The sequence below is a fragment of the Pseudomonas sp. LBUM1658 genome (assembly GCF_059716055.1).
In genome coordinates this window covers 3723803-3747144 of the sequence record NZ_CP166798.1, presented here as the reverse complement: position 1 = coordinate 3747144, position 23342 = coordinate 3723803, and the positions used below count along the sequence as shown (strand labels likewise).

At 59.9% G+C, this 23342-nt stretch carries 24 protein-coding genes; 19 read left to right on the top strand and 5 right to left on the bottom strand.

Annotated features, from left to right (window positions below):
• Genes ACA064_RS17140 through ACA064_RS17110 form a run of 7 tightly spaced genes read left to right on the top strand, consistent with a single transcriptional unit; the run spans position 1 to position 7007 of the window.
• Positions 1-1869, top strand: coding sequence for an IucA/IucC family protein (locus ACA064_RS17140; RefSeq protein WP_497669186.1), 1869 nt, complete (start codon positions 1-3; stop codon positions 1867-1869).
• Positions 1859-2782: an ABC transporter substrate-binding protein gene (locus ACA064_RS17135; protein ID WP_497669185.1), complete on the top strand. Its 924-nt coding sequence runs from the start codon at positions 1859-1861 to the stop codon at positions 2780-2782. The genes ACA064_RS17140 and ACA064_RS17135 overlap by 11 nt, the downstream gene beginning before the upstream one ends.
• On the top strand, positions 2779-3768 hold the full coding sequence (locus tag ACA064_RS17130) for a FecCD family ABC transporter permease (RefSeq protein WP_497669184.1): 990 nt from the start codon (positions 2779-2781) through the stop codon (positions 3766-3768). Before ACA064_RS17135 ends, ACA064_RS17130 begins: the two co-directional genes overlap by 4 nt.
• On the top strand, positions 3761-4792 hold the full coding sequence (locus ACA064_RS17125; protein WP_497669183.1) for a FecCD family ABC transporter permease: 1032 nt from the start codon (positions 3761-3763) through the stop codon (positions 4790-4792). Before ACA064_RS17130 ends, ACA064_RS17125 begins: the two co-directional genes overlap by 8 nt.
• 12 nt (positions 4793-4804) lie before the next feature.
• Positions 4805-5596 (top strand): ABC transporter ATP-binding protein, encoded by a 792-nt coding sequence (locus tag ACA064_RS17120; protein ID WP_497669182.1) that lies wholly within the window; start codon positions 4805-4807, stop codon positions 5594-5596.
• Positions 5593-6375, top strand: a complete 783-nt coding sequence (locus tag ACA064_RS17115; protein WP_497669181.1) for an IucA/IucC family C-terminal-domain containing protein — start codon at positions 5593-5595, stop codon at positions 6373-6375. Before ACA064_RS17120 ends, ACA064_RS17115 begins: the two co-directional genes overlap by 4 nt.
• A complete protein-coding gene (locus tag ACA064_RS17110; RefSeq protein ID WP_497669180.1) occupies positions 6366-7007 on the top strand; it encodes an RraA family protein in 642 nt (213 codons plus the stop codon). The genes ACA064_RS17115 and ACA064_RS17110 overlap by 10 nt, the downstream gene beginning before the upstream one ends.
• A gap of 25 nt (positions 7008-7032) precedes the next feature.
• Here ACA064_RS17110 and ACA064_RS17105 read toward each other — a convergent pair whose 3' ends face one another.
• Entirely contained in the window at positions 7033-7734 is a 702-nt protein-coding gene (locus ACA064_RS17105) for an autoinducer binding domain-containing protein (protein ID WP_497669179.1), read from the bottom strand.
• 253 nt (positions 7735-7987) lie between these two features.
• On the opposite strand from ACA064_RS17105, the gene ACA064_RS17100 reads away from it, so the two are divergent.
• Positions 7988-8233 (top strand): hypothetical protein, encoded by a 246-nt coding sequence (locus ACA064_RS17100; RefSeq protein WP_497669178.1) that lies wholly within the window; start codon positions 7988-7990, stop codon positions 8231-8233.
• A 350-nt stretch (positions 8234-8583) separates the two neighbouring features.
• On the top strand, positions 8584-8796 hold the full coding sequence (locus ACA064_RS17095) for a hypothetical protein (RefSeq protein WP_497669177.1): 213 nt from the start codon (positions 8584-8586) through the stop codon (positions 8794-8796).
• Positions 8797-8895: 99 nt separating this feature from the next.
• Here the strand turns inward: ACA064_RS17095 and ACA064_RS17090 are convergent, their stop codons facing one another.
• Together ACA064_RS17090 and ACA064_RS17085 are read right to left on the bottom strand one after the other, a co-directional pair.
• Positions 8896-9321, bottom strand: coding sequence for a PaaI family thioesterase (locus ACA064_RS17090; protein WP_497669176.1), 426 nt, complete (start codon positions 9319-9321; stop codon positions 8896-8898).
• A 48-nt stretch (positions 9322-9369) separates the two neighbouring features.
• A complete protein-coding gene (locus tag ACA064_RS17085; protein ID WP_497669175.1) occupies positions 9370-9807 on the bottom strand; it encodes a hypothetical protein in 438 nt (145 codons plus the stop codon).
• Positions 9808-10336: 529 nt separating this feature from the next.
• Between ACA064_RS17085 and ACA064_RS17080 the strand changes: the two genes are divergently transcribed.
• From ACA064_RS17080 to ACA064_RS17055, 6 genes are all read left to right on the top strand, one after another.
• The gene (locus tag ACA064_RS17080) at positions 10337-11113 is read left to right on the top strand and encodes an ABC transporter ATP-binding protein (protein ID WP_497669174.1); all 777 of its coding nucleotides are present in this window, start codon (positions 10337-10339) and stop codon (positions 11111-11113) included.
• Entirely contained in the window at positions 11110-11832 is a 723-nt protein-coding gene (locus tag ACA064_RS17075; RefSeq protein WP_497669173.1) for an ABC transporter ATP-binding protein, read from the top strand. Before ACA064_RS17080 ends, ACA064_RS17075 begins: the two co-directional genes overlap by 4 nt.
• Positions 11833-11941: 109 nt before the next feature.
• Positions 11942-13156 carry an ABC transporter substrate-binding protein gene (locus ACA064_RS17070; protein ID WP_497669172.1) on the top strand — a complete coding sequence of 405 codons (1215 nt, stop codon included), beginning with the start codon at positions 11942-11944 and terminating at the stop codon, positions 13154-13156.
• Between the two features lie 73 nt (positions 13157-13229).
• Positions 13230-14117, top strand: coding sequence for a branched-chain amino acid ABC transporter permease (locus ACA064_RS17065; protein ID WP_497669171.1), 888 nt, complete (start codon positions 13230-13232; stop codon positions 14115-14117).
• Between the two features lie 2 nt (positions 14118-14119).
• A complete protein-coding gene (locus ACA064_RS17060; protein ID WP_497669170.1) occupies positions 14120-15124 on the top strand; it encodes a branched-chain amino acid ABC transporter permease in 1005 nt (334 codons plus the stop codon).
• Positions 15125-15355: 231 nt separating this feature from the next.
• Complete coding sequence (locus ACA064_RS17055) at positions 15356-16624, top strand: OprD family porin (RefSeq protein WP_497669169.1); 1269 nt, start codon at positions 15356-15358, stop codon at positions 16622-16624.
• 84 nt (positions 16625-16708) lie between these two features.
• Here ACA064_RS17055 and ACA064_RS17050 read toward each other — a convergent pair whose 3' ends face one another.
• Positions 16709-17233, bottom strand: a complete 525-nt coding sequence (locus tag ACA064_RS17050) for a transporter suffix domain-containing protein (RefSeq protein ID WP_497674266.1) — start codon at positions 17231-17233, stop codon at positions 16709-16711.
• 224 nt (positions 17234-17457) lie between these two features.
• On the opposite strand from ACA064_RS17050, the gene ACA064_RS17045 reads away from it, so the two are divergent.
• Genes ACA064_RS17045 through ACA064_RS17030 form a run of 4 tightly spaced genes read left to right on the top strand, consistent with a single transcriptional unit; the run spans position 17458 to position 22251 of the window.
• Positions 17458-18561, top strand: a complete 1104-nt coding sequence (locus tag ACA064_RS17045; RefSeq protein WP_497669168.1) for an AI-2E family transporter — start codon at positions 17458-17460, stop codon at positions 18559-18561.
• A 7-nt stretch (positions 18562-18568) separates the two neighbouring features.
• Complete coding sequence (locus tag ACA064_RS17040) at positions 18569-20104, top strand: efflux transporter outer membrane subunit (RefSeq protein WP_497669167.1); 1536 nt, start codon at positions 18569-18571, stop codon at positions 20102-20104.
• Positions 20097-21236, top strand: coding sequence for an HlyD family secretion protein (locus tag ACA064_RS17035; RefSeq protein WP_497669166.1), 1140 nt, complete (start codon positions 20097-20099; stop codon positions 21234-21236). Before ACA064_RS17040 ends, ACA064_RS17035 begins: the two co-directional genes overlap by 8 nt.
• Positions 21226-22251, top strand: a complete 1026-nt coding sequence (locus tag ACA064_RS17030; protein ID WP_497669165.1) for a DUF2955 domain-containing protein — start codon at positions 21226-21228, stop codon at positions 22249-22251. Before ACA064_RS17035 ends, ACA064_RS17030 begins: the two co-directional genes overlap by 11 nt.
• On the opposite strand, the gene ACA064_RS17025 is transcribed toward ACA064_RS17030, so the two are convergent.
• Positions 22186-23256: an AraC family transcriptional regulator gene (locus tag ACA064_RS17025; RefSeq protein WP_497669164.1), complete on the bottom strand. Its 1071-nt coding sequence runs from the start codon at positions 23254-23256 to the stop codon at positions 22186-22188. The two genes, ACA064_RS17030 and ACA064_RS17025, sit on opposite strands and share 66 nt — an antisense overlap.
• Positions 23257-23342 lie beyond the last annotated feature (86 nt).

Below are 23342 nucleotides of genomic sequence, written 5' to 3'. Positions count from 1 at the left end.
ATGAACCTCAGCACAATGGCCGCCGATAAGGTGATGCAGGATCTGCTTGATTGCTTGCTGGCAGAACATTTTTTCGGCACCGAGCCGCTGCAACTGGTTACGCCTGCGCAATGGCAATCAGCTCAGCAACAGACACCGCCCTTTACCGGCCTGAGCGCCGGGCAAGGTATTTGGGAATGGTGTTGCGAAGCGGATGAGCAGCGTTTCATCGTCGTGGCACTGCGTCCGGGCATCACCCAGCAATGGGAGAAAGTACCGGGGACGCCGGTTTTGACCCGTCATGGCGACACACTGACGGAGCTGTCACCGGAAGACTTCATGACGCTGGTGTTGGCCGGGATGACCGATCGTTACCCGGGTAATGAGAAGGGCTTTGCGCTGTTTCAGGATGTCCTGCGCACCAGCGTTCAGCAAACCGAGTTGTCTCTGAGCCATAAGGTCGACACCGAGCGCTTGCTGGAAAAGAACAATTGGGATTTCTTCCTGACGATGGAGCAGTGGGCTTCCCTGCGCGATCGTCCCTATCATCCCTTGGCCAAAGCCAAGCAGGGGTTGAGCGAGACCGAGTATCTGCACTATCAGGCGGAGTTTGCCCGTCCGGTGGCGCTTAACTGGGTCGCGGTAGCCAACACACTGCTGCAATGCGGTGACGGCGTTACGGACTTGCAGCAGAGCTATCCTGCGCACTACCTGTTGCCGCAGGCGCTGCAGGCCAGTCTGCAGCAAGAAATGCAGAAGCGTGGCATTGCCGACAGCCATATCGCGTTGCCGGTTCATCCGTGGCAGTTTGAACACGTGTTGCAAGCCCAGCTCGGTGCCGCCTTCGCCAAGGGTGACTGCCAGCGCCTGGACTTCACTGAAGGCGATTTTTTCGCCACCTCGTCGTTGCGCTCGATGACCCCTTGCTTCAACAGCGCCGACTATCTCAAATTGCCGATGGCCATCTATTCACTGGGTGCCTCGCGGTATTTGCCCGCGGTGAAAATGATCAATGGCGGTCTGAGCGAGACGCTGCTGCGCCAGGCACTGGGCAAGGATCAAACCCTGCAACAGTCGCTGCACCTGTGCGACGAGAGCAAATGGTGGGCGTTCATGCCGCCCGACGCCACACTGTTCGATGAAGCGCCGCGGCATCTGGCGGCCATGGTGCGCGGCTATCCGCCAGCGCTGCTGGAGGATGCCGATTGTCGTCTGATACCCATGGCCGCGCTGGCAACGCCGTTGCCCGACAGCAACCGGCACTTCTTCGATGACTGGATGCATTACCGCAACCTGACAGCCGATGCCACGTCAGTGATGACGCTGTTCCGCGAACTCTGCCACAGCTTCTTCGACATCAACCTGCGGATGTTCCGTCTCGGCATGCTCGGTGAAGTTCACGGGCAGAATGCGCTGCTGGTGTGGAAGGCCGGTTATGCCCAGGGCCTGCTGCTGCGCGATCACGATTCATTGCGCATCTACGTGCCATGGCTGGAACGCAACGGCATGGCCGATCCGGTTTACCGGCTGAAGAAAGGCCACACCAACACGCTGTATCACGAACGCCCGGAAGATTTGCTGTTCTGGTTGCAGACGCTGGGAATTCAGGTCAATCTCCGCGCGATTATCGATACGCTCGCGCAGATCTACTCTATCCCTGCCACAAAGTTGTGGACAGCAATGGGCGAGGTGCTGAACGAGCTGATCGACACCATTGATTTTGACGCTGACGCCCGGACCATGCTCAAACAACAGTTGTTCGAGTCGCCTCATTGGCCACAGAAGTTATTGCTGACGCCAATGATTGAACGTGCCGGCGGCCCGGGCAGCATGCCGTTTGGCAAAGGCGAAGTGGTAAACCCCTTTCACAGGCTGACTCGTGAAGCATGAAAACCCGCTAAAACCCTCCAGGCGCACACTGTTGCGCCTGTCCCTGGGCCTGCTCGCATTCAGGTCGCTCACTCCAAAGTTCGCGCAGGCGAGTGCTGCCCCTTTGCGGGTGATCACCCTGTTTCAGGGGGCTACCGACAGTGCCGTGGCGCTCGGGGTAATCCCCTGCGGCATCGTCGACTCCTGGAGCGAGAAACCGACTTATCGCTATTTGCGCTCCGCGTTGGAGCATGTCCCCCATGTCGGGCTGGAGACCCAGCCCAGCCTGGAGGACATCGTCCTGCTGAAACCAGAGGTGATCATCGCCTCGAGTTTTCGTCACCAACGTATTGCACCGCTACTCAACCAGATCGCCCCGGTGGTGATGCTGGAGGAAGTATTTGAATTCAAAAAGACCCTGGCGCTGATGGGCGCTGCACTGCACCGCCAGCAAGCGGCCATGGATATTCTGGCGCAATGGCAGCAACGAGTTGCGCAATTGCGCCAGCAGCTGCAGGCCAAATTTGCCGGACGCTGGCCACTCACGGTGTCGATTCTGGATATTCGTGAAGACCACATCCGCAGTTATCTACCCGTCAGCTTCGCCGGCTCCGTGCTCAGCGAACTGGGCTTCAACTGGAGCGAGGCCAGCCGCGAGGCGAAAGGGGTGTCGCTGAAACTCACCAACAAGGAGAGTCTTCCAGTGGTGAATGCCGAGCTGTTTTTTGTTTTCATGCACGGGTCGAGCGCGGCGGTGCAGCGCAACTATGAAAGCCTGGTGCAGCACCCGTTGTGGAAGCAAATGCGCGCGCCGCAGCAGCATCAGGTCTGGCAAGTCGACGGTGTAGCCTGGAGCCTGTCGGGCGGGATGCTCGGGGCGAACCTGATGCTCGACGATATTGCGCGCATGGCAGCAACGGATACTGCCTCATGAGCAAGAGTTTGAAACTGGGGGTCGCGGCGATAGCGCTGCTGGTGTGCAGTGTCTTGAGCCTGGCCGTCGGCGCAACCTGGATTCCGCTGTCGCAGGTGGCCGCGGCCTTTGTCCATCCGGATGCCTTGAGCGACAGCCATACACTGGTGACCACCACGCGCCTGTCCCGGACCTTGATGGCCATCGCCGTGGGTGCCAGCCTGGCGGTGGCCGGGGCATTGATGCAGGCGCTGACCCGCAACCCGCTGGCCTCTCCCGGGCTGTTTGGAGTCAATGCCGGGGCGACCTTCTTTATCATCCTGTTTTCCTCGATCTTCTCTTTGTCATCACCGGATGCCTGGTTGTGGTGCGCGTTCCTCGGTGCCGCGGTTGCCGGTTGTCTGGTGTGGCTGATTGGCAACATGGGGCAGGGCAGTCTGAGCCCGCTGCGCATCGTGCTGGCCGGCGCTGCGATTGCCGCGCTGTTTTCCGCCTTCAGCCAGGCGCTGCTGGTGGTCAATCAGGATGGACTGGACACCGTGTTGTTCTGGATGGCTGGCTCGCTGACCGAACGCAGCCTGTCGATCGCCGCGCCGCTGCTGATGTGCAGCTTGCTTGCATTGCTGGGATCACTGTTGGTGGCGGGGCAGGTCAATGTGTTGAACGCCGGGGAGGAAATCGCCACCAGTCTCGGGCAGCGCACCGGCTTGATTCGTCTGCTGCTGAGCGTGCTGATCGTCTGTCTGGCGGGCAGTGCCGTGGCGTTGGCCGGCAGCATCGGCTTCATTGGCCTGTTGGTGCCGCATATGGTGCGCAAAGGGTTGTCCATCGATCATCGCTGGCTGCTGCCGGGCTCCGCGTTGCTCGGCGCGATCCTGCTGCTGCTGGCCGATACTCTGTCGCGGGTGTTGATTCTGCCTCAGGAGGTGCCGGTGGGCGTGATGACCGCACTGTTTGGCGCACCGTTCTTTATTCTCCTTGCCCGTCGTGGAGGCCGTTATGGATAAGGTGCTGACCTGGCGCCGTGGCGGATTTTCCCGGCGGATCAATCTATCTACCTTGTCGCGGCTGGGGCTGGCACTGGCGATTACCTTGCTGGTGGTCCTCGGCTCGCTCTCCTTGGGAAAAGTCACGTTGTCGCCCCTGGCGGTGCTGCGGATTCTGTTTTCCAGCGAGGACCCGAGCCTGACGTTTATCGTCGAGCAACTGCGTTTTCCGCGCATTGTCCTGGCCGCGCTGGTCGGTGCCGCGCTGGCGATCTCCGGGCTGATCCTGCAAGGCATCATCCGCAATCCGCTGGCGTCGCCTGATCTGCTGGGGATTACCAGCGGTGCCAGTGCCGCGGCGGTGCTTTACCTGTCGTTTTTTTCCGTGGCCCTGGGCCAACAGTTCCTGCCCCTGGCGGCGATGCTCGGTGCGGGGCTGGCTACGCTGGCGATCTATCTGCTGGCCTGGAAGCAGGGCGCATCGCCGCTGCGGCTGGTGTTGATCGGGGTGGGCGTCTCGGCGATGTTGACGGCTGCCACCACCTTCATCCTGGTGTTCAGTCCGCTGACCACCACGCTGTCGGCCTACGTCTGGCTGACAGGCAGCGTCTACGGCGCCAGCTGGCCCGAACCCCTGGCGCTGGCTGGCTGGTTGTTGGGGATTTTCCCGCTGTTGGTGCTGCTTGCCCGTCAGGTAATGGTGCAACAACTGGATGACAGCCTGGCCCAGGGCATCGGCGTTCGCGTTCAGTGGCTGCGGGCCGGGTTGTTGCTGGTAAGTGTGGCGTTGGCCGGTGCGGCCATTGCCTGGGGCGGGGCGATTGCCTTTGTCGGCTTGATTGCCCCGCACATTGCCAAACGCCTGGTCGGGCCCGGTTTCGCCGGTCAGGCAGTGATGGCGGCATTGACCGGGGCGATCCTGGTGATGCTGGCGGATCTGGCCGGACGCACGCTGTTTTTGCCACTGGATTTGCCGGCGGGAATTTTTGTTGCGGTGCTCGGCACACCGTTTTTTCTTTATCTGTTGATCAAGCAGCGTCATTAAGGAATTCAACGCATGACGTCGATTGCAAGTCGCGGCCTGACCCTGAGTTATCAGCGCCAGGTAATTATAAATGAGCTGGACCTGCAACTGCCCCAGGGCAAGGTCACGGTGCTGATTGGCAGTAACGGGTGTGGCAAAAGCACCTTGCTCAAATCCTTTGCCCGATTGCTCAAACCGACTCAAGGCTCGGTGATTCTCAACGGCGTGGATATCCAGCACAAATCCACCGCAACCGTGGCCCGGGAATTGGCGATTTTGCCGCAGACGCCCACGGCACCGGAGGGCATCAGCGTCCGCCAGTTGGTGGCCCTGGGTCGTTACCCGTATCAGAGCTGGATGCAGCAGTGGTCGGCTGAAGACGAAGCCATGGTCAAGCGTGCGCTGAGCCAGACTGGCCTGGAGGCGCTGGCCGATCGGCCGGTGGATGCGCTTTCCGGCGGGCAACGCCAGCGTGCGTGGATTGCCATGACGCTGGCCCAGGATACCGGCATCGTGCTGCTGGATGAGCCGACGACCTTTCTCGATCTGGCGCACCAGATTGAAGTGCTGGATTTGCTGCGCGACCTTAACCGGCGCGAGAACAAAACCATCGTCATGGTGTTGCACGACCTCAATCTGGCCTGTCGCTACGCCGACCATATGGTCGCGGTGCATAACCGCGGCGCCTTTGCCCAGGGGCGGCCCGAGGAAGTCTTGACCGAAGCGTTGGTCAAGACGGTGTTCGACCTCAATTGCCGGATTATCCCCGATCCATTCTTCGGTACGCCGATGTGCATTCCGTTTGGCCGGGAACTGCCGCAATGAGTCTGGCCCGGCATTTCACTGCGCCAGAGTGGGCAGTGCTTGGCGCAGGGCTGCGCCTGAAGGAATCGGCAGAGCGCGATCCGCTACGTTCGCTGATGGCACGGGCCTTGTTGCAAGAGGATGTCTGCGAGCGTCTGCTGGACGAGCTGACGCCGGTTATCGGCTCACCCTCGCGCAAGGTCACCGCCTCGTTGCTGGGCAAACGGTTGTCATTTCTGGCAACCGGCGCGTGTTTGTACGCCATGTCGGTGTACGACAAAGGGCTGCTGCTGTCGCTGGACAACACGGTGATCGAATACGGGCACGACGAGGGGCTTTGGACTTCTTCGATGCCGCTCCATCAAGAGCTGCCGTTTGCCTATGCGGCCGGTGAACGGGATGCCTGGCGCGAAGCCATTGTGCACTCACTGTTTGCCGGATTGCTGCAACCGCTCTGGCAAACCTTCTACAGCGTCAGCGGCGTTTCCCGGCGTATTTTATGGGACAACACCGCCGTGCGGGTGTATTCGCTGTATGAAAAGCGCATGGCAAAGATCGAGGAGCCGCAGATACGCGAACGTCATGAAGCGGATTTCAGCTGGCTGTTGACCCAGGCAGAACCTGCCTTGTTTGGCCTTGATTACAATCCGCTGAGCCATTTTCGCCTTCCGCCCACGCTGGTGGATGATGGCCAGCGGAGCATTCGCTTTCGTCGAACCTGTTGCTTCTACTATCAAGCCAGCGAGCCGGTTGAATACTGTTCGACCTGCCCATTGTTACGCCCGAGGAAATGCCGTTGAATGACCGGATAGCGCCGCGCCGCCAGCTTGTCAGCGATGAGTTGCTGGGCGAGTACCGCAAGATCGCTTCATCGACCATCGGCCATCTGACCGGCAGTGGTTACCTGCGGGGCATCAAACCGTTGTTCAACGACATCCGCATGGTCGGCAATGTGGTCACGGTTAAAGTCTTTACCCCCGACGGCAGCGTCCTGCGTGAGGCACTGTTGCTCAGTCAGCCGGGTGACGTTCTGGTCATCGAGTGCGTTGGCGATGCTGAATGTGCCTGTTGGGGCGAATTGCGCACCCTGGCCGGATTGATCAAAGGGCTGGCCGGGGTGGTGGTGTCGGGTGCCGTCACCGATGTCAGTGCATTGCGTCTGCATAAACTGCCGGTGTTTTGCCGCGGGGTCAGCGCCTTCACCACCCGCAGCCTGGGCTTGCAGGGAGAGGTCAACCAATCGATCAGCGTCGGTGAAATCCAGGTGCAGCCAGGGGACATTGCCATCGGTGACGATGACGGGGTGTTTATCCTTGATGCACAAACGGCCCAGGCCTTACTTCCCGATTTGTTGGCCAAAGAGCAGATGGACCAGGTGCGCCGGAAGGAGTTTTTGCAGCGGCTGAATGCGACAGCCGGGAGACAAGGCTGAACGGCTGGCAATCCTCGGCCCGGATTCAGAGCAGCCCTCTCTTGATCGCCTGTATCACCGCCGCCATTTTGTTTTTAACGCCCATCTTGCTTATCGCGCTCTGAATATGGAAATTCACGGTGCGTTCCGATAGTTCGACAATAAAGGCGATTTCCGCTGCGGTTTTGCCTTCGGCCGACCATCTGAGAACTTCTCTCTCCCGTGGCGTCAACCGACTCCGTTGACGCCACGTGGTCAACAGGCTTTCCACCAACAGCGCGTGGGTTCGATAGGTGAGCCACAACATCGATCCGGCTTTTTCATAAAACTCATGGGGAGTGATCACCTGGCTTCGGACGAAGCAGAAAATGCTGGTGATGCCGCGGGGATCGTGTACGGCTTGCGAGAAGCCATGCTGCATTCCAAAGTCGCAAAGATCGTTCCAAAGCGCCGGAAGGGGAGAGAACAACGACCTTGACCACAACACGGGTAGCACCGAGTGCAGGCAGTGCTCAATCACCGGATTGCCCTGGTGGTCGTAGTTCGATTTGAAGTGTTGGTTCCAGGTTTCAGGAAAGCTGTTCCTCTCAAGCGGCGCAGCTGAAGAGGGATCGTCCGGAATCACGACCAGCATCGAGCAGTATTCAAATCCGAACTCCGCGACACATGACTGAAAATCTTCGAAAATAGCATTTTCATTGTGCCCTGAATCCCTGTGTGGCACTTGATCGGTTGCCCAACATCCCATGGTTATCACCCTTGTTTCGGAATATTCCTACGGATTGAATCCATTTCGATAGTAGGAAAAAACAGGGCTTTATGGAAGGTTGTTACAAAAAATAATACTCGAGACCTGTCAAACTTGACAGTAGACAACCACCATTTGTTCCGGGAACACTACAAGTGCGAACGGCGCGATTAATCAGCTTCGTTATCAGTTTTGCGCCAGTGCAAACAGGCCGCAGCCAATAGGGAAGGTCGGATAAGTGAGGGAGTGAGGAATGGTTGTGGATGATATTTTGGCGATGGGCGACATGATGCGGGCTTGTTTTGTGTTCAAGCGATTTATTGATGACTCTGTTACCGCAGCTCAGTCATATAGCCCGCTGCTGATCAGCAAGCAACGCGCGCAAGAAATACAGGCCGCTGCCGAACTGTTGCGTCAGGCGCTGGGGGTGCTTGAGCCTAAAATACAAGCGTTACTGGAGCGAGCTCAGCAGGCTGAGGCGCCGCAGAGCAGGTCATGAGTGGGGCGCTTTTCTACCCGGCCAGGCTCGAGCATAAGTCGCTGCGCGTTTTTATCGCTGGGGCGGACAAAGCAAAACCGTGTTGAAGGGCGTGTAGCAGGTTCTTGGTGATGATAGGGCTCACGGGTAAGTTTTGGAATGCTGGGTTTGCAAGTAGAAAAAACCCGAAAATTTCTCGGAAATAACAATAAATCAATATATGGCTGCTCCTGAAATTGACAGGGCATGCAAGTCGCTAGTGTGATCTTCGATAAAGCCAACATCGAACGTACTCACGGCAGTAGATACGAGGTTGGCATTGAATGAAGCAGGTTCCGGATGTGCAACGATGAGGTAGATATTCATTATCGATGATGATCTCCAAGGCCTTGGGGCCTAATGTTGAAACATCGGATTTGTATGCCAATGGTTTCGATGCATGCGAATACCCTAGACACTTCCAGAAGCGCAAGAACGAACACCGATTCGACGTACAGGCGGAGCAGCGCTTCGGTTACGAAAATTCAGGGCTGGCAATGGAGGTGAATCGCGAACTTGCGGCCATTCACTGGGCCGACCTCTGATTGTCTATTTTTCGCTGTGGGTGGCGTAAAACCGAAATGGCGTGAGCGGCCTGAATCCCTGTGGGAGCGGGCTTGCCCGCGAAGGACGCAAGCCCCATGTCAGCGGAGGTCGCAGATTCGGTAGGTGGCTGTCGCCGTTGCCAGGACCTGGCCGGCTTCGTTGATCAGCCGACCCGAGGTGAAGCAGATCGCGCCCTTTGCATGATCGACCCGGCCCCATCCGATAATTCGACCTGGCGATGCGGGGCTGACGAAATTGGTTTTCGATTCGATCGTCACCGCGATTTGGTTGGTCGGCAAGTTTGCGTATACGGCAGGTCCCATGCAGTCGTCCAGCATGGCCGAGAGCATTCCGCCCTGAATATTGCCCATTGGATTGGTTAACGAAACCGCGGCGTCAAACTCGATATGCGCTTCGCATTGGTCATCATCGTAATCGACGAATTTCCAACCCAGCAAGATGGCGGCATTCGGCAACGGAAGTTCACCAGTGACTACTTTCCAAAATAACGCGTCGCGATTCATGGTTGGCTACCTTCGACTGTGGAGCAATTGGGATGTCTTACACCGGTGCTATACGTACCGACCTGAAAGCACTGCAAACGTGAATCCAAGTAAAGACAGAATCACTAGCAAAACACTGCTTCGGATAGGCGTCGGTGCATTGGTTTTCTTTCGCACATAGCTGGCCACCGTTACGGGAGGGGAGAGGGCAATCAGGCAGAACAACTGAAATACGATCAGTTGGACAAACGCCCCATTGGCGGAGAACAACCAGTACAGGAGGAAAAATCCCGCCAGCGCCAGCGCCAACCAAGCCGCCCCGGTGACCTTGATCAGCGCCAGGAGCAGCACCTGAGTACGTGGTTCGACTTCGCTCCAACGACGGCCAATAGCGATGCCGTGGTAGGGCATGAAGTCAGACCGCTTCAAGTAAGCAATTGAGAAAGCTAAAACGATCAGAAAAGCCAGCGAGTAGCTGACGAGCGCGAGCCAGGCAAACATGTTCATAACAAGGTCTCCAATCAGTCTGACAGGGGACACGATTGACTATCGTGCAACGCCTGTTTGAAAGACTGCGTCCTGACTGAAGTTTTCATATCGGTCACCTCGTTCGAAAGCCTGTCTGGCCCGAGCACGATCTAACCTAATTTGTGGTTTGACGGTTGTCTACTGTCAGAAATAACAGGTGTGCATCCTCGCACTCGCTCCGCAGACCATGTTTTTTTGCATAACGGATCGTGTTTTTTTACGCGGTATTATTTTGCCAGCACCCACCTATACTCGGGGTCGTCTGCTTTGATCCAGGCCCGCACAGCAATAACAACGGGAACACAGGCTGCACCCATCTACCCGTTCCGGCGCTCGCGCCGCCTATAGCGAGTCACCCAGCACCAACGCTGGGGTTGTCTGATATTTCTGATCAAATTTTGACCCGCTGGCCCGTACTAGACTTTCGTATAGTGTTGTCGTTTACGTAAACGTAATAGTGTCTGCAGCGCCATAACCAATAAAAACAATCAAGGTTAGAGGGCTCCACATGTCACCAGAGATCGTGTTGGAAACGCGTGGCTTGACCAAGGAATTTCGCGGTTTCACCGCAGTGGATTCGGTCGATCTACGTGTGCAGAAGGGGCATATCCACGCACTGATCGGACCCAATGGGGCCGGCAAAACTACCGTCTTCAATCTCCTCACCAAGTTCCTCCCGCCCACTCGTGGCGAGATCCTCTACCTGGGCCAGCCGATCACCCGTTTCAAACCCAATGAAATTGCGCGTCTGGGCCTGGTGCGGTCCTTCCAGATATCCGCGGTGTTCGGCCACATGAGTGTGGTGGAGAACGTTCGGGTGGCGCTGCAGCGCAAGCTGGGTAACTCCTTTCACTTCTGGAAGTCCGAGCGCAGCCTCGATGCCCTTAATGAGCAGGCTCTGCAGATGCTGGAGGAAGTCGGTCTGCTCGACTATGCCGACACCCTGACCATCGAATTACCCTATGGCCGCAAGCGCGCCCTGGAACTGGCCACGACTCTGGCACTGGATCCCACGGTGCTGCTGCTCGACGAACCGACCCAGGGCATGGGCCGCGAAGACGTGAACATGGTCATTGGCCTGGTGCGCCGTGCCGCTGTAGGGCGCACGGTGCTGATGGTCGAGCACAACCTCGGAGTGGTCAGCGAACTGTGCGACCGCATTACCGTGCTGGCCCGTGGTGCGATTCTCGCCGAAGGCGACTATGCCAGCGTTTCCGCCAATCCGCTGGTGCGCGAGGCCTACCTGGGCAGTGAAGCCACCTGCCTCGAGGGGGCTCACCCATGAGCAGTCTGCATAACCCGGATTTCGAGCAGCTGCGGGTCGGCGACCTGCATGCCTTCTATGGCGAATCGCACATTCTGCATGGCATCGATCTGCAGGTGCGGCGTGGTGAACTGGTCACCCTGCTTGGGCGCAACGGCTCGGGGCGTTCCACCACCCTGCGCGCAATCATGAATATGGTAGGCCGGCGCACCGGTTCGATCGTGGTCAATGGCAACGAGACCATCGGTCTGGCCGCGCACCTGATCCCGCGTCTGGGCGTCGGCTACTGCCCGGAAGAGCGCGGTATTTTCGCCAGTCTCAATGTCGAGGAAAACCTCCTGCTGCCACCGATGGTGCGTAGCGACGGCATGAGCCTCGACGAAATCTACGAGATGTTCCCCAATCTTTACGAGCGGCGTTTCAGCCAGGGCACGCGTCTGTCCGGCGGCGAGCAGCAAATGCTGGCCATGGCTCGGATTCTGCGCACGGGCGCCAATCTGTTGCTGCTGGACGAGATCACCGAAGGCCTGGCCCCGGTGATCGTGCAGAAGCTGGCCGAGGTGCTGCTCAAGCTCAAGAAGAAGGGCCTGACCATTGTGTTGGTGGAGCAGAACTTCCGCTTCGCCGCACCGCTTGCAGACCGCCATTACTTGATGGACCACGGTCAGATCGTGGAGGAAATCAGCGCCGCTGAACTGGAGTCGAAACAAGAGCTCCTGCAGAACTGTCTCGGCGTCTGAGACCCGTTTTACCCCTGGCTACATCTATGTCGGCGCGGCTCCAGGGCTGCCGGCACGGGGTTGCTTTGCCCGGAACAACAACAATAACTATGGAAAGTGGGTGAACTAGATGAAGGTTTTTCAGAAGACTGCACGCGCCATTCTCGTCTCCAGCCTGATCGCCAGCGCCGCCCAGGCACAGGTCAGCGACGACGAGGTCCGAATCGGCTACCTGGCCGATATGTCCGGGACTTACCGCGACCTCTCCGGCCCCGGTGGTCTGGAAGCGCTGAACATGGCCGTCGAGGACTTCGGCGGTCAGGTCAACGGCAAGAAAATCGTGGTGTTCAGTGCCGATGACTTGAACAAGCCGGATGTCGGCGCCAACACCGTGCGCCAGTGGGTCGATGAGCGCAATGTCGACATGGTCACCGGCATGGTGGCGTCCTCGGTGGTGCTGGCGGCGAGCAAGGTGGTGGAGCAGGCCGGCAAACTGGCGCTGATTTCCGGCGCGGCGGCGTCCAGTCTGACCAATGAATTCTGCTCGCCCAATCACATCCACTGGACCTACGACTCCTACGCGCTGGCCAACGGCACCGCCAAGGCCGTGCTCGCTTCCGGGGGCAAGAACTGGTTCATCCTGACGGCCGACTATGCCTTCGGTCATGCGATGGAGTCGGACATCACCAAGGTCGTCGAGGCCGATGGCGGCAAGGTGGTCGGCAAGGTTCGCCACCCGTTCCCGAGCAGCGATTTTTCTTCCTACATCTTGCAGGCCCAAGGGTCTGGCGCGGATGTGATTGCCTTTGCCAACGCCGGTTCCGATACCGTCAATTCGCTGATGACCGCCAGCCAGTTCGGCATTGCCCAGTCCGGGCAGAAGCTGGCCGGCATGGTGGTGTTCCTCAACGACATCCACGCCATGGGCCTGGAAGTGACCCAAGGGCTGATGCTGACCACCGGCTGGTACTGGGACATGAACGACGACAGCCGCGCCTGGGCGCAGCGCTACTTCAAGCGCACCGGCAAGATGCCGGGCATGGTGCCGGCGGGTATCTACTCGGCGACCATGAACTACCTGAGCGCGGTCAAGGCCAGCGGCAGCGATGATGCGCAGGCGGTGCGGGCGCAGATGGTGGCGACCCCGGTCAACGACATGTTTGCCAGGAACGGCACGATTCGCGCCGATGGCCGCATGGTCCACGACATGTATCTGGTCCAGGTCAAGACTCCGGCCGAATCGAAGGGGGAGTGGGACCTGTACAAGATCGTTCGGACCATTCCGGGGGAGGAAGCCTACCGCCCGCTGGCCGAAAGCAAGTGCAAGCTGCTGACGAAAAGCTGATCGGCATGTGACTCCAGCTACTTACCCGGCTGCCGGCAGCCGGGTGTCACGGACTTTCAGCGGGTGGTAAATCATGACTATCGTATTCGGTATTCCCCTGAGCGTACTGTTCGGCCAGGTACTCCTGGGGCTGATCAACGGGGCTTTCTATGCCTTGCTCAGCCTGGGCCTGGCGATCATCTTCGGGCTGCTGCGGATCATCAACTTCGCCCATGGTGCCCAGTACATGCTCGGTGCCTTCACCGCGGTAATGGGGCTCAACTACCTGGGCGTGAACTATTGGGTCGCGCTGGTGCTGGCGCCGTTGCTGGTCGGCGTCCTCGGCATGCTCATCGAGCGCGGTCTGCTGCGGCGGATTGCCGGTGAGGATCACCTCTATGGCCTGCTGCTGACCTTTGGCCTGGCGCTGATCGTCGAGGGCTCCTTCGTCAAGCTGTTCGGTGTCTCCGGGTCTTCCTACCCGATGCCGGAGCTGCTCAAGGGCGGCTATAACCTCGGCTTCATGTTCCTGCCTACTTACCGCGCCTGGGTAGTAGTGGCCGCGCTGGTCGTGTGTCTGGTCACCTGGTTCATGATCGAGCGCACTCGTCTGGGCTCCTACCTGCGTGCCGGTACCGAGAATCCGAAGCTGATGCAAGCGTTCGGCATCAACGTGCCGCTACTGATCACCCTGACCTATGGCTATGGCGCAGCCCTGGCGGCGTTCGCCGGTGTGCTGGCCGCGCCGATCTATTCGGTCACGCCGACCATGGGCGCCAACCTGCTGATCGTGGTGTTCGCCGTGGTGGTGATCGGCGGCATGGGTTCGATCATGGGCGCCATTGTCACCGGTCTGGCCATGGGTCTGATCGAGGGGGTGACCAAGGTTTTTTATCCTGAGGCGGCCAACACCGTGGTGTTCCTGGTCATGGTGCTGGTGTTGCTGGTTCGTCCCGCGGGACTGTTCGGAAAGGAGGCGTAAACATGACGAGTCTGGAAATCAAGCAGGGCGCGCGGGTCCTGCAACCGCAAGTGGTCCAGGAGCGGCGTCAGGCCGCCATACGGCGCAAGCGTTGGTTCTATCTGGCACTGTTTGCCGTAGCGCTGGCCGCGCCGCTGGCGGTGTACCCGGTGTTCCTGATGAAGCTCCTGTGCTTCGCGCTGTTCGCCTGCGCCTTCAACCTGTTGCTCGGCTACGCCGGTCTACTGTCTTTTGGGCATGCAGCCTTCCTCGCCAGCGGCGGCTATGTCACCGGTTACCTGCTCAGCCACTACAGCGGCCTGGGGACCGAACTGGGCATTCTAGCCGGGACCCTGGCATCCGCCGCGCTCGGGCTGCTGTTCGGTCTGCTGGCGATCCGGCGCCAGGGCATCTACTTCGCGATGATTACCCTGGCGTTGGCGCAGTTGGTGTTCTTCATCTATGTGCAGGCGCCATTCACCGGTGGCGAGAATGGTCTGCATGGCGTGCCCCGTGGCCGACTGCTTGGCCTGTTCGACCTGAACAACAACCTGACGATGTACTACTTCGTCCTCGCGGTGTTCGTGTTCGGCTACGCCGTCATCCAGCGCACCATCCACTCGCCCTACGGTCAGGTACTCAAGGCGATCCGCGAGAACGAGCCGCGGGCGATTTCCCTCGGGTACAACGTCGATGCGCACAAGCTGCTGGCCTTCGTCATCTCCGCCGCGCTGACCGGCCTGGCCGGCTCGACCAAGACGGTGGTGTTCCAGCTGGCATCGTTGACCGACGCTCATTGGCACATGTCCGGCGAGGTGATCCTGATGACCCTGCTCGGCGGAGTGGGCACCGTGCTCGGCCCGTTCGTTGGCGCCACAGTGGTGGTCACCCTGCAGAGCTACCTGTCCAACGGACCGCTGGGGGAGTGGGTGCACGTGATCCTCGGCATGATCTTCGTCATCTGCGTGCTGCTGTTCCGGGTCGGCATCGTCGGCTGGGTGCTGAAGCTGGCTCGGCGCAATTTCTAGGGCTTGACGCTCCCCCTGTAGGAGCGAGCTTGCTCGCGATGGTCGTTAACGATGACGCGTGCTTTCTGAATACACGCGGCACCCTTGAGTTCATCGCGAGCAAGCTCGCTCCTACAAGGACGTTAACGATGGCGCGTGCTTTCTGAATACACGCGGCGCCCTTGGGTCCATCGCGAGCAAGCTCGCTTCTAAACCGAAGAAAATCCAGTTATCTAATAAGAAGAGAGATTTATGCACGTCATTCGTTCTGCCTGTGTTTTTCTGTTGCCCGGCGTTGCCGGCGCTATTGGGGTCTGTTCTCCCGCTTCGGCTGAGTTCCTCGCCGATAGCAAGGCCAGTCTGGATATGCGCAATTTCTACATGAACCGAGACTTCCGCCAGCCAGCAGCCCCACAAAGCAAGGGTGAGGAATGGGCGCAAGGATTCCTGCTGCGCTACGAGTCCGGTTACACCGAGGGGCCCGTGGGCGTCGGGGTCGATGCTCTTGGTCTGCTCGGCATCAAGCTCGATTCGAGCCCGGATCGCGCCGGCGCCACCGGCCTGCTGCCGCGTAGTGCCGACTCGAGGCGGGCACCCGATGAAAACAGCGAGCTTGGCCTGACCGCCAAGCTACGGGTCTCCAAGTCCACCCTCAAGGCGGGGACCCTGATTCCCAAGCTGCCGGTATTGCAGCCCAACGATTCGCGCCTGCTGCCGCAGACTTTCCAGGGTGGTTGGCTGAACTCGACGGATCTCGCTGGTCTGACTTTCGACGCCGGTCGCCTCACTCAGGTGAACCAGCGCGACTCGACCAACCGCGAAGACATGACGCTCATGAAAGGCCCACGGCGCAACATCGTGACCGGGGCAAAGTCCACCACCGACCAGTTCGACTTTGTCGGCGGCAACTATATGTGGAGCAAGGCGCTGAGCACTGGCTACCACTTTGCTGAGCTGGACGATCTGTACAAGCAGCATTACCTGACGCTGGTGCATGTGTTGCCGGTTACCGAGGGGCAGGCGCTGAAATCCGATCTGCGTTGGGCCCGTTCGACCGATGATGGCAGCAGCAATGTCGACAACCGAATGCTCGGCGCCATGTTCACCTACTCACTGGGCGCGCACGCCTTTGGCCTCGGCTACCAGAAAATGAACGGCGATACCGGTTTCGCCAACGTTCACGGCACCGACCCGTATCTGGTCAACCTGTTGCAGATCAACGACTTCGGCAATCAGGACGAACGCTCCCTGCAAGCCCGTTACGATTTCAACTTCGCCGGCCTCGGCATTCCCGGCCTGACCTTTATGACCCGCTATGTAAAAGGCGACCAGGTCGATCTGGGGGCAGCTTCGGGAACCGGCAAGGAGTGGGAGCGTAATACCGACATCGGCTACGTGATCCAGAGTGGCGCGCTGAAAAACGTCGGCATCAAATGGCGCAACGCGACCTATCGCTCGAGCTTTGCCAGTGAAATCGACGAGAACCGCTTGATCGTCAGCTATAGCTTGCCGATCCGGTAGGGCTGTCCCGTCACGTCACGCCCCATACCCGCCGCCGTTTTGGCGGCGGCATTGTTCGCTGATCTCGACAAACAGACGCGACGATCAAGGGGTATCAGTGGTGGTTACTTTGGCTGTACGTGAGAACAACGCCATTGCCTTGTCCCAGAAATTCCCACCCAGCACGAAAAAACTCGCGATCAACATCGCATCACTCAATAACTGAAGCTGCCAGATGTTGGGTCGCAACCCAGGCCAAAAATGATCGACGTAGGGTTCGAGTATCGATGAGATCAGCGGGAGGCAGAACATGATGACCCCAATCCAGTGCCGGGTGGGCCCGACCGTGCCGGTACTGGTGGGCAGGACTTTTTTGAAGTGACCCCAGATGAGCTGCTTCAGATGCTGGAATCCGGCTTTCCCCATGATGGTAATGGCGAGAAGCAGCAGCACTTTATTGGCAATGAACAGGGCACCGGTCAGCAGGGCGATTTTTGAGGTAGGTACGTCCAGCGCGGAGCTCAGCGGGATCAACAGCCAGGAAAATATAACGAGGCAGACTATCCCGACTCCGATGTTGAAGCGGAGTTTCTCATTGCGTGATGGGGAAGTATCAGGCGTGGTTTCCATCATTTCTCGGGCGTCAGGTAGTGTGGGTTTACCAGAGTGTAGATGGGAGTCGCAGAGTTGAAGGCGAGCCACTGAAAATTTCCCGGTCGATCAGGTGATCCACGATCCCCGGCGATTCAGGACAATCCCTGTCCCTCGCACACGCTGACCTCAGCCGCGCTATTGAGCGTCTATGCTGCTCTTACCCACCTCATACCTTTGCAACGACCTGCAAGGAGCAATCTATGGTCCCCACGTCCATCTCCGAGAAGACATTTTCCCATACGCTGCTGGATGTCCTGATTCGTGCCGGGCTGATTGCCGTTCTGGTGCTGTTCTGCTTCGAGATATTCCGTCCGTTCCGCGATCTGATGCTTTGGTCGCTGATCCTGGCGATCACCCTCTACCCACTGCAAGGCCGGCTCAAGGGCATGCTCGGCTACAAGGAAGGGCGCATTGCGACGCTGATCGTGGTGATCGCCATCGGTATCCTTATGGTGCCGATCTACCTGTTGGGTACCTCGATTGCCGATTCGGTCGAGCATGCGATGGGCATGGTCAAGAGCGGCGGTGTCCATATTTCGGCACCGGCCGTTTCAGTCGCCGACTGGTCGTTGGTGGGCAAGCCGCTGTATGGCATCTGGCTACAGGCCGCCACCGATCTTCCCGGTCTGACAGAGAAGTACATACCGCAGATCAAGGATGTCAGCCTGGTTTTGTTGAGCAAACTCGCCGGGGTCGGCATGGGTTTCCTGATGTTCATCTTCGCCCTGATCATCGCCGGGATCTTCATGGCCTATGGCGAGAGTGGCAGCCGCAGTGCGGTGCAGATCGCTTCGCGCATCAGCGGTCCGGCCAGGGGGGCGCAAATCGCCGGGCTGTGCACCGCGACGATCCGTGCGGTAGCGCTGGGGGTGGTTGGCATCGCCTTCATCCAGATGCTGCTGGTTGGCGTCGGCTTCGTGCTCATGGGCATACCCGGCGCCGGGCTGCTCGCTCTGGCGGTGCTGCTGCTCGGCATCATGCAGCTACCGGTGACCCTGATTACCCTGCCGGTGATCGTCTTCGTGTTCTCCACCGAGGGGGCCAGCACGGCGACCATTGTGTTCGCCATCTATGTCTTCGTCGCCGGCCTGGTGGATAACGTGCTCAAGCCACTGCTGTTGGGGCGCGGGGTCGATGTGCCGATGCCGGTGGTGCTGATCGGTGCCTTGGGGGGCATGGTCACCAGCGGCATCATCGGCCTGTTCATCGGCCCGGTGGTGCTTGCGGTCGGCTATCAGCTGTTCTGGCAGTGGGTGCAGGACCAGCCGCAAGGCAGCGCGCCAGACGACCAGCCGAAGATCTGACGGACCCATGTTTCCGTCATTACTCCTGATGGGGGTGCTGCTGATGGGGGGACTGGGCCTCAGTGGCTGCGTGCGCCTGGGGCCGGACTTCCAGGCGCCAGGCGAAGCGTGGATCGAACACTGGAACAGTCCTGCGCTCGCGCAGGCCAGCCAGCAGCGTCCACAACCCGATACGCGTGAGTGGTGGCAGGTCTTCGCCGATCCGGTCCTCGACCGTCTGATTGCCGAAACCGATGTCCACAATTCCAGCCTGAAGATTGCCGGCCTGCGGGTGATGGAAGCCCGTGCCCAGCTGGGCATCGCCCGAAGCGGACGTTATCCGCAACTGCAGCAGGCCAGCGCCGACAGCCTGTACTTCGACCGCAATCAATCCGGTGGGCGTAACCCCCAGGACAGCCATTTCTGGCAACACAGCGCCGGCTTTGACATCGGCTGGGAGCTGGACTTCTGGGGGCGCTTCAGTCGTGCCATCGAGTCGTCCGATGCCAGCTACTTCGCCGCCCAGGCCAACTATGAGGACGTGCTGGTGCTGCTGCGGGCCCAGGTCGCCGACACTTACTTCGCGCTGCGTACCACTGAAGCGCGTTTGCGGGTCGCCCGCGAGAATGCCGGGCAGCAAAAGCGCAGCTTCGAGATCACCGAGAAGCTGTTCAACAGCGGGCAGACTGCCGAGCTCGACCTGCAACAGGCCAAGACCCAGTACCTGGGGACCCTGAGCACCATTCCGGATTTCGAAGACCAGGTCCTGCGTACCCGTAATGCCCTGGCGGTGTTGACCGGCCGACCGCCCGGTGCGCTGGCGCAACTCGCCGAGCAAGAAGGGCTGATCCCGCTGGTGGACCGTGCGGTGCTGCAGGAGGTACCGGCCAATTTGCTGCTGCGGCGGCCGGACGTGCGCGCCGCCGAACTGAATGTCGCGGCCCAGTCCGCGCTTATCGGCGTTGCCGAATCCGATTTCTATCCGTCGCTGACCCTGCTGGGCAGCATCGTCTGGTCTACCACTTCATTGAGCGGCGCCTCCAACACTCTCGATCTCATCGGCGGCCCCAGCCTGCGCTGGAACCTGTTCGATCACGGACAGATCAGCAACAACGTGCGAGTGCAGGATGCCCGCTTGCAGCAGTTGATCGAGGTCTACCGCGACCAGGTGCGCCAGGCGGCGCGCGAGGCCGACGATGCCGCCAGCGGCCTGATCAAATCACTGGAGCGTGAGCGCATCCTGCGCGAGGCGGCATTGTCCGCCCAGCGTTCGCTGGTCCTGGCCAGCGCCCAGTACCGCGAGGGCTACTCGGACTTCCAACGGGTGCTGGATGCCCAGCGCGCATTGCTCGAGCAACAGGACAACTACCTGCTCAGTCGCGCCAGTGCCGTGAGCAATCTGATTGCCCTGTACAAGGCGCTCGGGGGGGGGTGGTACAGCGCTCGACCAAGAGTTGATCAAGCCACCCGCGAGCAGATGCAAAAACGCACTGATTGGGGCGATCTGCTGGATGAACCCGCAACCCCGAGTCCGACCCCATACAAGGTGAGCGACCATGAGTGAAACCTCGCAGCCGGTCCCCGAGGAGCCAGTCACTAAAGCGCCTGAACCTGCCGCCGACCCGGTGCGCAAGGGCACGAAGTGGGTGGTATTGCTGATCGGCCTGAGCCTGCTCTGGTACCTGCTGGCTGACCGCTTCACGCCCTATACGCAACAGGCACGGGTGCAGGCCTTTGTCATTCCGGTGGCCGCGGAGGTGGCGGGGCGGGTGACCAGTGTGCAGGTGCGCAACAATCAGGACGTCAAGGCCGGCCAGCTGCTCTTCGAGGTGGACCGGCAGTCGTACCAGATTGCCGTCGACCGCGCCCACGCCGACCTCGAGTCGACCCGCCGACAGATCGGTGCCAGCACCGCCGGTATTGCCTCGGCGCAAGCTTCCTTGCGGGCCGCCCAGGCCAATGAACTCAAGACACGCCAGGACAATCAGCGCCTTGAGGGCTTGTATCGCGAAGACCGCGGAACCATTTCCGTGCGCCTGCTTGAAGTGTCTCGTGCCAGCCTCGCACAGGCCGTCAGTCAGGTGGCGGCCGCCCGTGCCGAAGTTCAACGTGCACGTGAGCAAGAAGGTGGTAGCGAGGAAGACAACGCCCTGTTGCGCAGCGCTACCACCACCCTGGAAAAAGCCCGGCTGGACCTGGCCAACACCCAGATACGGGCACGCTCTGCGGGGTTTATCACCGATCTGCGCACCGATGTCGGACTGTTTGCCGCTGCCGGAAGTCCGGTGATGACCCTGATCGCCATCCACGATGTGTGGCTCAGTGCGGAAATGACCGAGAACAACCTGGGCCTGGTCAAGCTGGATACCCCGGTGGCGATTGTGCTGGATGCGCTGCCCGGCGAGATATTCGAGGGGCGTGTGCGTAGTGTCGGCTACGGTGTCAGTGTGGGGCAGACGCCGGCGCCCGGAACCTTGCCCAGCGTGCAGAACAGTCGCGACTGGCTGCGCCCGGCACAACGCTTTCCGGTGATTATCGAGTTTTCTCCAGAGGCATTGGCCACGCTGCGTGACAGTCGCGGTATCCGCGCCGGTGGGCAAGCGGAAGTCATGGCCTTCCCGACTCAAGGCAATCCGTTGAACCCCCTTGGCCGCCTGTTTCTATGGCTGATGAGTTGGCTGTCCTATGCGTACTGAACGCGCCCCCCGGGTTCAGCGGGCGTTGCGCCTGGCCACAGGCACTGCGCTGTGCCTGGCCGCCAGCTTCGGTCTGGGATTGCCGATTCCCTTTATCGCGCCGGTGCTTGGACTGCTGCTGCTTGCCACGCTCAATCGGCCACTGCCATTCAAGGCCGGATTGATGCTCGCACTGGCCGCTATGTTGACCACCGGCGTCGGCCTGCTGTTGATCCCCATCCTGCGTTATTACCCCTTCAGCGGGGTGCTGTTGATCGGCGCATGTCTGTTCCTGGCCTTCGGTTTTGGTTTGCGCGGCGGTAACAACCTGATCGTGACCTTTCTGGTGATGGGCCTGACCATGATCTCCTCGGCAGGGATCGCCGATTTCGGACTGGCGGCCATGGTCATCGGTGCACTGGTCAAGGGATTGCTCCTTGCCGTCACAGTGCTGGCCTTCAGTCATTGGCTATTTCCGGAACCGGCCAATGCGCCGTCGCCACCCGCGGCCCCGGCCCTGCCGGCGGAAGAGGTCGGCAGGGTGGCGCTGCGGGCAACTCTGATCGTGCTACCGACGTTCCTGCTGGCGCTGATCGATCCGGCCAGTTATCTGCCGATCATCTTGAAGGCCGTCAGTCTTGGTCAGCAGAGCTCGACGACGACCGCCCGCAACGCCGCTCGCGAATTGCTCGGCTCGACCCTGTTCGGCGGCCTGCTGGCGATCCTGTTCTGGTGCGCCCTCAGCCTGTTCGTGCATCTGTGGATGTTCTTTCTGTGGATGCTGCTGTTCGGTCTGCTGCTGGCGCGCAAGCTGTATGCCTTGAGCCCGACCCGGCAAAGCCCGGGGTTCTGGCTCAACAGCATGATCACCCTGATTATCCTGCTCGGTCAGTCGGTACAGGACAGCGCGGCCGGCAAGGACGTTTACACCGCCTTCGCTGTGCGCATGGGGCTGTTCATTCTGGTCACTCTATATGCCTGTCTGATGGTCCATCTGCTCGACCAACGCCAACCCGTGCGCCAGCCCGTCCGCTGAAGCGCTTTCCCGTGCGCGATAAACCTTTGGCGCGCAGCCCTTTGCAGTGTGGAAGAAGCGACTGAACGCGCTCAGGCTGGAAAACCCCAGGACCTCGGCGATTTGCGAGAGTTTCAGATCGGTCTGGCGCAGGTACTTGCAGGCCAGATCGAGCTTGGTCTGGGTCTTGATGGCCTGGAAAGTGGTGCCGCTGCCGGCCAGCTTGCGCTGCAAGGTTCGCCGGCTCTGCAACTGGTTGAGCGCTACCGCTTCCAGCGGTGCACCGTTGCTGGCCAGGAGCTTGCGCACCGAATCCTCGGTGGCCAGCACCGGGCTTTTGTTGCGCCGCTGCTGGTTTTCCCGCAGGTAGCCGAGCAGCGCCGGCCTGGAGGAGGGCTGTTCTTCGCTCAGCGGCTGTTCCAGCACTTGCCGGCTGATCAGCAGGCCGTTGCACTCCTGATTGAAAAACACGTTTTGTCCGAACATTCGCACGTAGGACGCGCGGCTATGCGGTTCCCGACAGCGGAACATCACGCGCTCGGGAGACCATTGAGGGTAAAGGGCGCTACGCAACTTGCGGGTGATCAGGGCCAACCCCAGGTGCAGGACCTGAGTGTCGTCCAGTTCGCCTGCGGCGGTGATCTCGTAGTGCAGCGTGACCCCCAGCTCGTGTTGTTCCAGCTGCACAACGGCACCGGAGGACAGCAGATGGAAATAGCGTGACAGCCGCTCAAGCCAGTCGCCCAGGGAAGTCGCTTCGCTGACCAGGTCGAACAGAACCCCACCCAGCACGCCCATGCTTTGTCTCTGCGCCAGCAGCAGGCCGAAGTCTTCCCGGCCGGTTTCCCTGGCCGCCAGATCGAGAAACTGCACAACACTCTTAGCGGGGAGGAGGATTTCCAGTTGTTCCAGTGCCTGGACCGGGATCGCCGCGGCATGGGCGACCCGCCAGGGATCGCCGTGCAGGTCGGCGATCAACTCGCGAGCGCCATACAGGACGATGCTGCGGATACTGTGGGTAGTCATGGGCAACCTGCTGCCAAGGGTGATTGGCATAAAATATCAAATAAATGGCGCGTAATATCAAATAAATTCTCCGAGCCTCCCCAGAA

What these genes read in the sequence shown, in the direction of transcription:
- ACA064_RS17140 (WP_497669186.1), top strand. Translation starts at nt 1, where the DNA reads ATGAACCTCAGCACAATGGCCGCCGATAAGGTGATGCAGGATCTGCTT.
- ACA064_RS17130 (WP_497669184.1), top strand. Translation starts at nt 2,779, where the DNA reads ATGAGCAAGAGTTTGAAACTGGGGGTCGCGGCGATAGCGCTGCTGGTG.
- ACA064_RS17125 (WP_497669183.1), top strand. Translation starts at nt 3,761, where the DNA reads ATGGATAAGGTGCTGACCTGGCGCCGTGGCGGATTTTCCCGGCGGATC.
- ACA064_RS17120 (WP_497669182.1), top strand. Translation starts at nt 4,805, where the DNA reads ATGACGTCGATTGCAAGTCGCGGCCTGACCCTGAGTTATCAGCGCCAG.
- ACA064_RS17115 (WP_497669181.1), top strand. Translation starts at nt 5,593, where the DNA reads ATGAGTCTGGCCCGGCATTTCACTGCGCCAGAGTGGGCAGTGCTTGGC.
- ACA064_RS17110 (WP_497669180.1), top strand. Translation starts at nt 6,366, where the DNA reads ATGCCGTTGAATGACCGGATAGCGCCGCGCCGCCAGCTTGTCAGCGAT.
- ACA064_RS17105 (WP_497669179.1), bottom strand. Translation starts at nt 7,734, where the DNA reads ATGGGATGTTGGGCAACCGATCAAGTGCCACACAGGGATTCAGGGCAC.
- ACA064_RS17100 (WP_497669178.1), top strand. Translation starts at nt 7,988, where the DNA reads ATGGTTGTGGATGATATTTTGGCGATGGGCGACATGATGCGGGCTTGT.
- ACA064_RS17095 (WP_497669177.1), top strand. Translation starts at nt 8,584, where the DNA reads ATGATGATCTCCAAGGCCTTGGGGCCTAATGTTGAAACATCGGATTTG.
- ACA064_RS17090 (WP_497669176.1), bottom strand. Translation starts at nt 9,321, where the DNA reads ATGAATCGCGACGCGTTATTTTGGAAAGTAGTCACTGGTGAACTTCCG.
- ACA064_RS17085 (WP_497669175.1), bottom strand. Translation starts at nt 9,807, where the DNA reads ATGAACATGTTTGCCTGGCTCGCGCTCGTCAGCTACTCGCTGGCTTTT.
- ACA064_RS17080 (WP_497669174.1), top strand. Translation starts at nt 10,337, where the DNA reads ATGTCACCAGAGATCGTGTTGGAAACGCGTGGCTTGACCAAGGAATTT.
- ACA064_RS17075 (WP_497669173.1), top strand. Translation starts at nt 11,110, where the DNA reads ATGAGCAGTCTGCATAACCCGGATTTCGAGCAGCTGCGGGTCGGCGAC.
- ACA064_RS17070 (WP_497669172.1), top strand. Translation starts at nt 11,942, where the DNA reads ATGAAGGTTTTTCAGAAGACTGCACGCGCCATTCTCGTCTCCAGCCTG.
- ACA064_RS17065 (WP_497669171.1), top strand. Translation starts at nt 13,230, where the DNA reads ATGACTATCGTATTCGGTATTCCCCTGAGCGTACTGTTCGGCCAGGTA.
- ACA064_RS17060 (WP_497669170.1), top strand. Translation starts at nt 14,120, where the DNA reads ATGACGAGTCTGGAAATCAAGCAGGGCGCGCGGGTCCTGCAACCGCAA.
- ACA064_RS17055 (WP_497669169.1), top strand. Translation starts at nt 15,356, where the DNA reads ATGCACGTCATTCGTTCTGCCTGTGTTTTTCTGTTGCCCGGCGTTGCC.
- ACA064_RS17050 (WP_497674266.1), bottom strand. Translation starts at nt 17,233, where the DNA reads ATGGAAACCACGCCTGATACTTCCCCATCACGCAATGAGAAACTCCGC.
- ACA064_RS17045 (WP_497669168.1), top strand. Translation starts at nt 17,458, where the DNA reads ATGGTCCCCACGTCCATCTCCGAGAAGACATTTTCCCATACGCTGCTG.
- ACA064_RS17040 (WP_497669167.1), top strand. Translation starts at nt 18,569, where the DNA reads ATGTTTCCGTCATTACTCCTGATGGGGGTGCTGCTGATGGGGGGACTG.
- ACA064_RS17035 (WP_497669166.1), top strand. Translation starts at nt 20,097, where the DNA reads ATGAGTGAAACCTCGCAGCCGGTCCCCGAGGAGCCAGTCACTAAAGCG.
- ACA064_RS17030 (WP_497669165.1), top strand. Translation starts at nt 21,226, where the DNA reads ATGCGTACTGAACGCGCCCCCCGGGTTCAGCGGGCGTTGCGCCTGGCC.
- ACA064_RS17025 (WP_497669164.1), bottom strand. Translation starts at nt 23,256, where the DNA reads ATGACTACCCACAGTATCCGCAGCATCGTCCTGTATGGCGCTCGCGAG.